Origin of the sequence: Streptomyces sp. NPDC090499 (genome assembly GCF_044769305.1) — a bacterium.
Lineage (GTDB): Bacteria > Actinomycetota > Actinomycetes > Streptomycetales > Streptomycetaceae > Streptomyces.
On record NZ_JBIVXP010000011.1, the window covers coordinates 61988 to 74464 of the forward strand.

Annotated in this window: 9 protein-coding genes and 2 pseudogenes; 6 read left to right on the plus strand and 5 right to left on the minus strand. The window is 68.9% G+C overall.

What is annotated here, in order from left to right; genetic code table 11:
• Positions 1-272: 272 nt before the first annotated feature.
• Complete coding sequence (locus ACIQVL_RS33620; RefSeq protein ID WP_403477235.1) at positions 273-1025, minus strand: alpha/beta fold hydrolase; 753 nt, start codon at positions 1023-1025, stop codon at positions 273-275.
• 104 nt (positions 1026-1129) lie between these two features.
• Positions 1130-1975 carry an alpha/beta fold hydrolase gene (locus ACIQVL_RS33625; protein WP_403477236.1) on the minus strand — a complete coding sequence of 282 codons (846 nt, stop codon included), beginning with the start codon at positions 1973-1975 and terminating at the stop codon, positions 1130-1132.
• 224 nt (positions 1976-2199) lie between these two features.
• Here ACIQVL_RS33625 and ACIQVL_RS33630 point away from each other — a divergent pair, with 224 nt between their 5' ends.
• From ACIQVL_RS33630 to ACIQVL_RS33640, 3 genes are all read left to right on the plus strand, one after another.
• Entirely contained in the window at positions 2200-2709 is a 510-nt protein-coding gene (locus tag ACIQVL_RS33630; RefSeq protein ID WP_403477237.1) for a MarR family winged helix-turn-helix transcriptional regulator, read from the plus strand.
• A 327-nt stretch (positions 2710-3036) separates the two neighbouring features.
• Positions 3037-4242 (plus strand): IS256 family transposase, encoded by a 1206-nt coding sequence (locus tag ACIQVL_RS33635; RefSeq protein ID WP_403477238.1) that lies wholly within the window; start codon positions 3037-3039, stop codon positions 4240-4242.
• Between the two features lie 686 nt (positions 4243-4928).
• Positions 4929-7298, plus strand: coding sequence for a peptidoglycan recognition protein (locus ACIQVL_RS33640; RefSeq protein WP_403477239.1), 2370 nt, complete (start codon positions 4929-4931; stop codon positions 7296-7298).
• Between the two features lie 214 nt (positions 7299-7512).
• Here the strand turns inward: ACIQVL_RS33640 and ACIQVL_RS33645 are convergent, their stop codons facing one another.
• The 3 genes and pseudogenes from ACIQVL_RS33645 to ACIQVL_RS33655 all read right to left on the minus strand — a co-directional run.
• Positions 7513-8433 (minus strand): hypothetical protein, encoded by a 921-nt coding sequence (locus ACIQVL_RS33645; RefSeq protein ID WP_403477240.1) that lies wholly within the window; start codon positions 8431-8433, stop codon positions 7513-7515.
• Between the two features lie 195 nt (positions 8434-8628).
• A pseudogene (locus ACIQVL_RS33650) lies at positions 8629-8948 on the minus strand (DUF6624 domain-containing protein); the annotation flags it as partial.
• 154 nt (positions 8949-9102) lie between these two features.
• Positions 9103-9309, minus strand: a pseudogene (locus tag ACIQVL_RS33655) (IS5/IS1182 family transposase); the annotation flags it as partial.
• Between the two features lie 441 nt (positions 9310-9750).
• Between ACIQVL_RS33655 and ACIQVL_RS33660 the strand changes: the two are divergent.
• From ACIQVL_RS33660 to ACIQVL_RS33670, 3 genes are read left to right on the plus strand one after another with little or no spacing between them, the layout of a single operon-like run.
• Complete coding sequence (locus ACIQVL_RS33660; protein ID WP_403477241.1) at positions 9751-10539, plus strand: hypothetical protein; 789 nt, start codon at positions 9751-9753, stop codon at positions 10537-10539.
• A 27-nt stretch (positions 10540-10566) separates the two neighbouring features.
• Positions 10567-11727 (plus strand): sensor histidine kinase, encoded by a 1161-nt coding sequence (locus ACIQVL_RS33665; RefSeq protein ID WP_403477242.1) that lies wholly within the window; start codon positions 10567-10569, stop codon positions 11725-11727.
• On the plus strand, positions 11724-12407 hold the full coding sequence (locus tag ACIQVL_RS33670; protein WP_403477243.1) for a response regulator: 684 nt from the start codon (positions 11724-11726) through the stop codon (positions 12405-12407). The genes ACIQVL_RS33665 and ACIQVL_RS33670 overlap by 4 nt, the downstream gene beginning before the upstream one ends.
• Positions 12408-12477: the final 70 nt, after the last annotated feature.

The following is a 12477-nucleotide window of genomic DNA, read 5'->3' on the forward strand; positions in this document are numbered from 1 at the left end:
AAATCGATGGTCGCGCCGGTGACGCAGCCTGCTCGCACAGCCCCGGAGGGGGGGCCGTCCGCGACGTCGTCGAGCCGCGGCTTCCGTCCGGCCCACGCCGACCCCGTACGGAGTCGCGCAGTCCTGTCCATGTGCTCTGCAGTGCTGATCCTGATCCGCGAGAAGGTCGCCGGGCGGCTTCCCGGCGAGAATCGGGGCTCGTGGGGGGCCGCCCGACGGCCGCGGTCACGCGTCGCCAGGTCGGAGTGCAGGGTCGGCGGGTCGTGCGGGCGTCAGCGGACGGTGGTGTGGGCGGCCTGCTCGATCAGGCGGGTGACCTCGGCTGGGCGTGAGACCGAGACGGCGTGGGAGGCGTTGACCTCGACGGTGTGGGCGTGGGCGCGGTCGGCCATGAAGTGCTGGGCGGCGGGCGGGATGTTGTAGTCCTGGGTGGCGATCAGGCTCCAGGAGGGGATGGTCTTCCAGGCGGCCTCGGTGGCCTTCTCCTCCAGGGCCGAGGCAGCGACGGGGCGCTGGGTGGCGGCCATCAGGCCGGCCACCGACTCGGGGACGTCGGCGGCGAACTGACCGTGGAAGGCATCGGCCTTGATGTACAGGTCGGTGCCGGTGTCGCCGCCGGGCAGCGGGAAGGGCACGGAGTTCAGGGTCGGGCCGAGGGTGCTGCCGGGGAACTTGTTCGACAGTTCCCGGGCGCTCTCGCCTGCCTCGGGTATGAAGGCGGCGATGTAGACCAGCGCCTTGACGTTCGGGTTGCCCACGGCGGCCTGGCTGATCACCGCGCCGCCGTAGGAGTGGCCCGCCAGCACGACGGGCCCGTTCACGCTGTCGAGCACGCTGCGGACATATGCGGCGTCGCTGGCCAGGCCGCGCAGAGGGTTCGCCGGGGCCATCACCGGATAGCCGTCCCACTGCAGACGCTCGACCACCCCGTTCCAGCTGGAAGCGTCCGCAAACGCACCGTGGACCAGCATGATGGTGGGCTTGTTCTGCGACGTGGGGTTCATGGCGGGGGTTCTCCTTGTCATCGGTGGCGCCGTGGTCGGCGCCTTTGTCTGCTCGCCTGGACCTGTCTGTCCAGGGCGATGGGCGAGGGTGGTGGTGCGGGGACGAGCGGGTGTCGCCGTGGGGGTCAGCGGACAGTGGACGTGGCGGCCTGCTCGATCAGGCGGGTGACGGCACCCGGCTGGGAGACCGAGACGGCGTGGGAGGCGTTGACCTCGACGGTGTGGGCGTGGGCGCGGTCGGCCATGAAGCGCTGGGAGGCCGGCGGGATGTTCTTGTCCTCGGTGGTGACCAGGTCCCAGGAGGGGATGGTCTTCCAAGCGGCCTCGGTGGCCTTCTCCTCCAGGGCCGAGGCGGCGACGGGGCGCTGGGTGGCGGCCATCAGGTCGGTGATCGATTCGGGGACGTCGGCGGCGAACTGGTCGTGGAACTTGTCGGCCTTGATGTACAGATCGGTGCCGGTGCCGCCGCCGGACAGCGGGAACGACACGGAGTCGAGGGTCGGGCCGAGGGTGCTGCCGGGGAACTTGTTCGACAGTTCCAGCGCGCTTTCGCCCTTGTCGGGGGCGAAGGCGGCGATGTAGACCAGCGCCTTGACGTTCGGGCCGTCGGTGGCGGCCTGACTGATCACGGCACCGCCGTAGGAGTGGCCCGCCAGCACGACCGGCCCCTTGACGCTCTTGAGCACGCTGTGGATGTAGTCGGCGTCACTGGCCAGGCCGCGCAGTGGGTTCGCCGGGGCCACCACCGGATAGCCGTCCCGCTCCAGACGCTTGACCACCCCGTTCCAGCTGGAAGCGTCCGCAAACGCGCCGTGCACCAGCACCACCGTGGGCTTCTGCACCGACGGGCGGTGCCCGACCGTGGCGTCGGCCGCACCCGCGGTGGCGGCCATGGACAGTGCCGCCACGCCGGCGACAGCGCCGAGCACGGCAGCGGACTTACGGGCGCGGAAGACGCTCTTGAGGTTCATCTGGTTCTCCTGGAAGGCATCGCTGGTCACCGGCCACGCCGGTGGTTGGTGCCGTCCCGTTCGGGGCGACATCGAGAAACCTAGTGCACGATTCCCTCGTGCACAAGTTAAAAGTGCACGAGGGGATCGTTGGCGATATACTTGGATCCATCGAGATGCGGACATAGCGACACCGATGACGGTCCGGCGCCAAGGACCGCCCCCCCCAGGAAGGGAGATCAGCCATGAGCGACGAGGACAGGGGCACACCCACACCTGGCTACCGAAGCGAGTCCCCGCTGCCCCTGGAGGACCACTTCTGCTTCACGCTGTACGCGGCCTCACGGGCCGTGACCAGCGCCTACCGGCCCCTGCTCGACGAGTTGGGACTGACCTACCCCCAGTACCTGGTGATGGTCGTGCTCTGGCAGCACGGCACCGCATCCGTCAAAGACATGTTGGCGGCCCTGCAGCTGGACTACGGCACCGTCACGCCGCTGATCAAACGCCTTGAGACGAGCGGACTGCTCAAGCGACAACGGCGAGCGGACGACGAACGGGTAGTGGAAGTGGCCCTCACCCCGAAGGGAACCGCACTCAGCCACCGCATCCGCGCCGTCCCCCTCGCCATCGGAGACGCCATGGGCCTGACCGTCGAGGAGTTCGCAACCGCGCAGAACCTGCTGCGCCGGCTGACGGCCAACGTCATCCACCACGCCAACGGAGCTGAACCGGCGGAGGCGTCTCACTCATAGGGGGGTGGAGGGGGCTGCTTCACGGCCGTCATCTTCGAGCAGCGTCCAGACCTCGATCGGGTCTCCGGCTCGCGGTTTTGCCGCACGCCATACTCTTCCCACCCCGACCGAGATCACTCGTTCAGCCCAACGCGGCGCCCGTCAAACACGGCATAGCCCTCCGCACCAAGCGAGCCGGCCTGGGGAGTGTAAATCTAACGGCGGATCCGACGATCATGGGAGAGACATCAAGTGACTGACACCGCCGTGGAGTTGAAGACTGTGGAGCCTGTCGAGAGTGCCGAGTCGGGGCAGTCTGTGCCTGTGTCCGATGAGTAGCTTGTCGCGATGCTGGTGGAGCGTGCCCGGTCGGAGGGGCTGCAGCTGACCGGGCAGGGCGGGCTGCTGCAGCAGCTGACCAAGCGGGTCCTGGAGTCTGCCCTGGAAGGTGAGATCACCGATCACCTCGGCTACGAGAAGCACGACGCGGCCGGCCGGGGCAGCGGCAACTCCCGCAACGGGGGCCGGGCCAAGACGGTGCTGACCGACGTCGGGCGGGTCGAGGTCAAGGTGCCGCGTGACACTGCGGGCACGTTCGAGCCGGAGATCGTCAGGAAGCGGCAGCGGCGGCTGACCGGGGTCGATGAGATGGTGCTGTCGTTGTCCGCGAAGGGGCTCACGCACGGCGAGATCGCCGCTCACCTGGCCGAGGTCTACGGGGCCGAGGTGTCCAAGCAGACCATATCCACCATTACCGACAAGGTGATGGAGGGCATGGCCGAGTGGCAGAACCGTCCCCTCGACCGTGTTTACCCCGTTTTGTTCGTCGACGCCATCAACGTCAAGATCAGGGACGGGCAGGTCGCGAACCGGCCGGTCTACGTCGTGATGGCGGTGACCGTGGACGGCACCCGCGACATCCTCGGCATCTGGGCCGGCGACGGCGGAGAGGGCGCCAAGTACTGGCTGCATGTGTTCACCGAGCTGAAGAACCGCGGCCTGGACGACGTGCTCATGCTGGTCTGCGACGGGCTGAAGGGCCTTCCCGAGGCGGTGGAGACCGTCTGGCCTCGCACGATCGTCCAGACGTGTGTGGTTCACCTGCTGCGGAACTCGTTCCGATATGCGGCTCGTCAGGACTGGGACAAGGTCGCCAAAGCTCTCAAGCCCGTCTGCACCGCGGCCGGCGAGGACGCGGCGACGGAGCGGTTCCTGGAGTTCCAGGAGGCGTGGGGCCGAAAGTATCCGGCAATCGTGAAGCTGTGGTCGGACGCCTGGGCCGAGTTCGTGCCCTTCCTCTCCTTCGACGTCGAGATCCGCAAGGTCATCTGCAGCACGAACGCGATCGAGAGCGTCAACGCCCGCATCCGCCGAGCTGTTCGTGCCCGCGGGCACTTCCCCAACGAGGCCGCCGCCCTCAAGTGCATCTACATGGCGCTGATGAGCCTGGACCCGACCGGGAAGGGCCGCAAGCGGTGGACCATGCGCTGGAAAGCACCCCTGAACGCGTTCCAGATCGCCTTCGAAGGCCGCCTCACCCCGAGCAACAACTGACCATCAACAACCAAGATCAGCCGTTAAATTGACACACCCCATGAGCCACATGGACCGGCTACTGAGGAACAGGAAGAGGCGCCCCGATCGCGGGTGATCGCCCCCGTTGAAGTCAAAAGTGGATGTCAAAGGCCCCGGACCATGATCGGTCCGGGGCCTTTTGCCTGGTGCCCCCGGCAGGATTCGAACCTGCGACACCCGCTTCAGGAGTGGGATTGGATCCTTGCCGGATGGTGCTCGACGCTGCCGTCCAGTGCTGTTCTGCCTGATCAGCGCCACGCGGCCGCGTGCTTGATCCCGCCCATGTCAGCCTGCGCCGGACCGTCCGCTCACGCATCGCGCACGCACGGGGCCCGCGTACTGGCCGCGAAGGTGCAGCCGGCGGGCAGGCCGGCCCACCCAGGCGGGCCATGACGCGGACGCCTCGGTACCAAGGGCCGATCCCATCATGCCTTCCGGTGCGCAAGGGCCGCGGCAGCCGCCGTTGGTGGGCGTCCGTCCCCGCCCGGGTTCGGGACCTGTGACGTCTGAACGTTCGGATGCGCTGGTGTTCCGGGGGACTCCTGTGACGGCTGTGCCCTGTGATCGCTGATGACAACTACAACTGGTCTTTCGGGTGGGGCATGAAAACTGAACACGGTGTTCGGCACGGTCGCCGTCGAGCAGGTCTGAAGAAGCGCACGTGGGTGGCGTTGGGAGCGGTCGTCGCCGGTGGCGGCGTGGCCGTGGCGACCGTCGCCATGGCCGGTTCACCAGGCCATGGAGCGGCGGCCGCGCAGGGACCGGTCAAGACGCACGTCCACTCGCTGTCCTTGACCGGGGCCGGCGCGTCGCTCAAGACACTGGGGGCCCGGTCCACGGCTCCGTTCAGCATGGTCGGTGTCACCTGGAACGGTGCCCACGCCAAGCTGCGCGGCACGGTGGAGGTGCGCACCCGTTCCGCCGCCGACGGCCACTGGACACCGTGGCTGAAGATGCAGCAGCCGGACGACATCCCCGACCCCGCCGAGCTGAGCCGTCCCGGTGTGCGCGGCGGGATGTCCCCCATGTGGTCGGGGCCGTCGAACGGGATCCAGGTCCGCGCGACCGGCGCGGGCAAGGCGACCGCGCTGCCCGGCGGGCTGCGGGTGGACCTGGTCGACCCGGGCAAGCCCGCCACCGGCGGGACGCAGGACTCCGGCATGGGCCTTGCGGCGTACGCCCTGGACGCGACGGCCACCGGCACCGTGACGCCGACGGACAGCGTCGCCCCGACCGCGACGGACTCCGCCTCGCCCACGGTCACGGATTCCCCGACGGCCACCGACACCCCCACGGCCACGGACTCGGCATCCGGCACGCCGTCCACCGGGACCTCCGCCTCGCCGAGCGCCTCACCGACGTCCTGGCCCGGTCAGCTGCCGACCATGGACCAGGCGTATCCGTCCTGCCCGGCCTCCTCGGCCAGCCCCTCCACGTCGGCGTCGCCGACCCCGCCGGACCCGATGCCGGCCGCGACCACCTCGACGGTGGCGCCGCCCACCGTGGTCACCCGGGCCGGCTGGGGTGCGGACGAGTGCGCCCGGGAGGCCGGTTATCCGTCGTACGGGTCGGCGGTGAAGGCGATGTTCGTCCACCACACGGACACCACGAACAGCTACTCCTGCGCCGACTCCCCGGCGATCGTGCGCGGCATCTACGCCGAGCACCTCAACCAGGGCTGGCGCGACGTCGGTTACAACTTCCTGGTCGACAAGTGTGGAACCATCTTCGAGGGCCGCTTCGGCGGGATGGCGCTGCCGATCGTGGGCGCCCAGACCTACGGGTTCAACACCAACAGCATGGGCGTGGCCGCCATCGGCACATACACCGACCTCAGCGGCGGCGACTCCACGGCCAGCACCTTCCCCGGGGCCACGCCGAGCCAGGCGATGCTCGGCTCCATCGCCCGGATCGCGGCCTGGAAGTTCGGCATGACCGGGGTCAGCCCGGGCACCGGCACCGCGACGCTGACCGAGGGCGCATCGGGCAGCTACGGCTTCACCCTCGGCAACAGCTACACCTTCAACGTCATCTCCGGGCACCGCAACGGCTTCGCCACCGACTGCCCCGGCAACCAGCTCTACAACGCCCTGAGCACCATCCGCTCCTACGCGGCCGGCCCGGTCGGCGCGGTCTCCGTCACCGGAATGTCCGGCGGTGGGGCCAAGTCCGGGACGAGCTACTACACCAAGGGCGCGGCCACGGTGAGCTGGACGACCGCTACGCCGTCCGCAGTGATCTCCGGCTTCGACGTCCTGGTCGACGGCAAGGCCGTGGCACACACCTCCGGCTCCGCCCGCTCCGCCTCGATCTCGGTCGCCGCCGGCAGCCACACCGTCCAGGTCCGCGCCACCCACGTCCGTGGGTCGACCACGCTGTCCGGCTCGGTCACCCTGGTCGGTGACACCGCCGCACCCACCTTCCCGACCGCTCCGGCGGTGAGGACGCGCACCGGCTCGGTGAGTTCGACGGCGGTCCCGGTCACGGTGACCTGGAAGGCCGCCGACAACGCGGCGCTCGCCAAGGTCCTGGCGACCTCGCCGTCCTCGGCCGCCTTCGGCCCGACGGTGACCTCCTGGAACACCAGCGCCAAGCCCGGCACCTCGGACCTGTTCGCCCTGAAGGCGTCCGACGTGGCCGGCAACACCGGTGGCGCCTCCGTCTACCGGACGCCGAACATCATCCAGGAGACCTCCACCACCCGGACCGGCACCTGGACACACCGGAGCAGCACCAGCTACCTGGGCGGCTACTCCTACAGCTCCTCGTCCGCCGGCGCATCGATCAGCTGGACCTTCACCGGACGCTCGGTGGCCTGGATCGTCTCGCGGGCCTCCACGTCCGGCCAGGCGTACATCTACGTCGACGGCACCAAGGTCACCACGGTGGACCTGAAATCCTCCACCACCCTCTACCGCCAGGCGATCTGGACCAAGACCTGGTCCAGCTCCGCCAAACACACCCTGAAGATCGTCGTGGTCGGCACCTCGGGCCGCCCGACCGTCACCACCGACGGCATCGCAACCATCGGCTGACCGATCGGCCGCACCTCACGCAGGAGCCCTCAGCCCGCGAGAAGCCCGCGGACGGAGGGCTCCTGCGGGCACACCCTTCTACACAGAGTTCGTTCATGCGCTCGAATCCTTCGCGGGGCCACGGAATCGGTCCTGCGACGTTCAGCGATAGTTGGCCATGCGCAGCGATTGTTGGCCGCCGGGGACTCGCGGTGCTCGCCTAGGCCAAGGTTGATCAATTACTTGCCGACAGCAAGGCGGACACCACACTGCCGGCAAGGGGGGCCAGCACTCCAAAGGCGGCAGTCAGCACACGCCCGGCGCTCACGCGTGCGGCCAGGAGGGTATCGAAGCTGTCGCGGGCCTCGAACCACTCGGGTGCCGGTCGGCCGTCCTCGGGGATCGGGTGAAGGGCATCCCGGAGTTCGAAGACCCGCTCCTGCCAGGCGGTGTAGGCAGGCACAAAGATGAGTGCCGTTGTCACCGTGAACACTCCGCCGTAGGTCAGCAGCCGGAGCACGGGCAGGTCGCTGGCGGGTGTGCCGTGGGCGAGCAGCGCACCGCGAAGCACGCCCAAGGCCAGCACACCACCGGTGATCGCCGTGGCGAAGGCGAGCAGGAAGCGCCGCATGGCCGCCCGCAGCCACAGGAGCTCGACAATGAGGGGACCGGCCTTTCCGTCGTCCACCGCAGAGGCGATGTCCTCAGCGAGCGCGGATAGCCGCAGCTGTACGAGCAACAACCCAGCGAACGACGGCGTGATGAATACCCAAGTCAACGCATTAAGGGTGAGGAAGCGTGCAGTGCCGAGCCAGAGCGGATTGTCTTCATCGAGCGCGCGTGGGCCGAACGCAGCGATCAGGACGCCGAACGCCAGCCAGGCTGAGCCCATGAGTGTGGTCGTGCGCCGACCAGCCTGTTCGGCCAGTACGCGGAAGACAGGAAGCGTGGCAGTGCCGATGGCAACGGCGGCTCCGACCTCAGTCGTGTACGCCCAGATCCAGGTATCGAATGCCGGCAGAGCAGCAAAGCTGCGGCTACTTGGCGTGTGCCCAGATCCAACCTGGAGGAGAAGAAACGCGGCGCAGGCGGCGGCGACGGCACTGGTCCGGACGACTCGTCCGGGAGCGGCTGGCAGTGTGCTGCTGGTGACCACACCGACCACGATGCAGCCTGCGAGCCCCGCCGGACTGGGTATTGGGCGATCTGCTGCACGAGCGTGGGACTGGCCCGCGACCGGGGGTTCAGGTTGAGGTCGGCGTTCTGGGGCCCGGCTGGCCGCCTATCGCTGAGCAGAGTGGCCGGCTGAGGATGACCGCGGGCCTGCGACCTGTGGTCATGTCGAGCGGATTGGCCACCTATCGTTGGAAGTCACAGGTCCCCCGTCCTTCGCGCCAGCGATCTGTGTGCCGTAGATCTGCTTACGACCCTCGTTGACCAGCGTGCGGTCGCGCAGGAAGGCCAGCTCGCGTGGGCCGGCCGGGCCTGCCGACGCCGCATGCTGCATCAGGCGGAAGGCGTGCCGCTGAACGTCGAGCTGCCGGTCGGCGTGCTGGGCGATCAGCCATGCCGCGCGTGCGGCTTTCTCGCCGACGATTTCTGCCGTCGGCCAGCCGTTTCGTCCGTGATCTCGCCGAGCCGATCACCGTGCCGGGCGGTCAGCCGCCGCCATGTCCGTGAGTTCCACCGCCAGTGCGGCAACGTCGTGCGCGCCACTCTCAACACCTGGGTCAGGTCGGTGCGTTGTGCTCGTTACTCGCCAACCTGAAGGTGCACATCAGGAGTAAAGATCATTCCGGTGCCCTGGAAGATATCGGCGCGCTTGTCCATGACTGCCGGGACGCTTTCGATTGGCCCGTTGGTAACGCGACTCGGGGATGGTCTGTTCGATAAGACGTCTGTGCAGGTAGCGGCGGTTACGGCGGGAGGAGTACGCCTTGCCTCCGCCGAGACGATCCAGTCGGGTGCGGGGGCGTCCGCCACCGAGACGGACGACGCGGATACGTTCCATGACGGGGATGAGCTGCGGGGACATCGCCGCACCGCTCACGCAAACGGCCCCGGACGAGGAGTCCGAGGCCGAGTAGGAGCCCTCCCCGGGGGAGAAACCCCAGGTCAGAGCGGTGACGCGTTGTGCCCCCGGCAGGATTCGAACCTGCGACACCCGCTTTAGGAGTTTTCTCTGGGCGGGTCCGTGACCTGCGGAAACGCCAGCTGCAGGGTGTCTGGGCCGGGGAAACACCCCTCTGTAGTTCGCGTGTGTTCACGGGGTTTCGCGGCCGCATGTGTGCCGAATGTGTTCCGCAGGGATGTGTTCCGCAGGGATGCCTTCCCGGCAAGGCGTCAATCGCTCATGCAGCGAGCTGGAGACGGTGCCTGTTCAGGCGACCCGACGGGTCATACCCAGGTCTGACCCTGCAGTTCAGCTCCTCGTCCGACGTCCTGGAGGGACGGTGAAGGCATCGTCATCGGTATGACGAACGCGACGAGATCCATGGCTACCCCGGTCACCACGATCGGCGCCCGACTGCATGGCGCGCTGCCTGTGGAGCGGTGGGAGGCCACCGGCTTCCCCGGACGTTGGGTGGGTGGTACTGCCATGCTGCTCGGCCCACTCCTGATGCTGACCGGCGCGTTGTTGCGGGCCCGCTTCCACTTCTTCTACCCCGACCAACTCGCCGCGTACGAGCGCCATCCCACCCTCATGGCCACCGCCTACGGCCTCTTTGCGGCGGGCAGCCTGCTGCTCTGGCCCGCCGTGGCTGTGGTGGCCGCACGGATCGGGGCCCGCAGCTCCGGTTGGGGACTGTGGGGCGGCGTGCTGGTCATGTTCGGACTGTTCGCCCGCGCCTTCCACGCGGGGGTGGACCATCTGGCCTTTCAGCTGGTGCGTTCCGAGGGCGTCGGGCCCGCCACCGAAGCGGTCTCCGCCGGCTACGGCGCCTTTCACGTCTTCGCCACGCTGAACCTCGCCATCCTCGCCGGATGGGTGGTCCTTGCCCTCGGCGCCTGGCGCACGCGGGTGCTCGGCCCGGTCCGCGCTGCCGCACTCGGCCTCACCGCGGCACTACCCCTCGGGGTACTCAAAGGGACCACTCCTGTGTCGCTGGTGGCCCTGGCCGGACTGTGCGCCGCATTGGTGCCGCTGGGCCTGGCACTTCTGTCTGAAGCGCCCCGTCCCAGTTGGGCGACGGTGCTGCGCTGGGTGCCGCTGACACTGCTGACGCTCGCGTTGATGGTGCTGCTGGGACAGGCCGGTTGAGTGTACGCGTACAGGTACGGTCGGGCCATGAAGTCCAAGGGGCAGTGCCACCTCTACGCCCTCGACCTCAGCGCGGCCTTGGTCCTGACCGCCGTGTACGTCGGCTTCGCCCGACTGACCGCCGACGACGGCCAGCCCGCCTACACAGGACCGCTCTGGCTCGGCTGTCTGATCGCCGCCCTGGTCGGTCTGCCGATCTTCGTACGTCGCCGTTGGCCGCTATCGGTCCTGGTGGTCGTGCTGGCCGCCCTGGCCACGGCGTCGCTCCTCGACATCCCCCGTGAGCCATACGCCGCCGCCGGGTTTGCGGCGTACCTCGTCGGACTGGCTGAGCCCGCCCGCCGGTCCGTGCCCGCACTCGCGGTGACGCTGCCGGTGGCGTGCGGTGCCGTCTACCTCGGCGAGGCGGTGGTCACTCCCGCCGAAGACTGGCGGGGCGCGGTCGGAGTGGCAGGGCTCGTGCTCCTGGTGATCGGCGGGGCCTGGGGCGCGGGGGTCACCGTGCGGGGGCGCCGGGCCGAGGCCGCCCGAGAAGAGCGGCGCCGGTCGGAGCGCGCAGTGGACGAAGAGCGTCTGCGGATCGCCCGTGAGCTGCACGACATCGTCTCGCACAACCTCAGCTTGATCGCCGTCAAGGCGGGTGTCGCCGGGCATGTGGCGGAGGACGACCCGAGGGAGGCGCGGGCCGCCCTCAAGGTCATCGAGGAAACCAGCCGTTCCGCCCTGACCGAGATGCGGCGCACGCTCGGCGTACTGCGCACCGAGCGCGCGCCGCTCGGCCCCGTACCGAATCTCGACCGCCTCGGCTCGCTCGCTACGCAGGCACACCGGGCAGGGGTGGAGGTCGACCTGACGGTGCACGCCTCGGAGGGTCTGGCAGAGGGAACACAACTGACCATTTACCGGATCGTCCAGGAGGCCCTCACCAATGCGATCCGGCACGCCGCCCCGACTCGCTGCCAGGTCACGGTCGAGGCGGATGCGCAAGAGATCCGCATAGACATCGCGGACGAGGGACCACCGTCCGCACATGGGCGGGCCGTCCGCGAACTATCGGGCGGGCATGGCCTCTTGGGGATACGGGAGCGGGCGATGATGTACGGCGGCAGCTTCGAGGCGGGGCCCCGGCCCGAGGGTGGCTTCGCGGTGTCCGTCCGCCTGCCCGCTGAAGGGGACCAGCGACCATGACCGACGCGCCCCCGATCCGGGTACTGATCGTCGACGACCAGGCGATGCTGCGCGGCAGCTTCCGGGTCCTGGTCGACCACACGCCCGGCATGACGGCCGTGGGCGAGGCCGCGAACGGAGCCGAGGCCGTCGAACTCACCCGCCGCGAACGGCCGGACGTCGTGCTGATGGACGTACGCATGCCGGACCTCGACGGCATTGGGGCGACCCGGCAGATCTGCTCCGACCCGGCCCTGTCCGGCGTCCGCGTCCTCATCCTGACCACCTTCGACCTGGACGAGTACGTCTACGCCGCCCTGCGCGCCGGCGCCACGGGCTTCCTGCTCAAGGACACCCCGCCGACCGAGGTTCTCACCGCCGTCGCGGTCGTTGCCGCGGGCGAGGCACTGCTCGCTCCCTCGGTGACCCGCCGTCTGATCGCGGAGTTCGCCCGCCGTCCAGAGCCTGCGCGCCCGCCCAACCGCACGCTGGACGGCGTCACCGACCGGGAGCTGGAGGTGCTCGGCCTGATCGCGCGGGGCTTGTCCAACACGGAGATCGCAGAGCACCTCCATCTGAGCCTGGCCACGGTCAAGACCCATATCGGGCGCCTGCTCGCCAAGTTGCGTGCGCGCGACCGTGCCCAACTCGTGATCGTCGCCTACGAGACCGGGCTCGTAGGCGACCGGCGTGGTGTGTGAGGTTCACAGGACGGTCCTCACCACAGACCAAGATGCTCGGCCACTCCTCGATCACCATCACGGCCGCCAC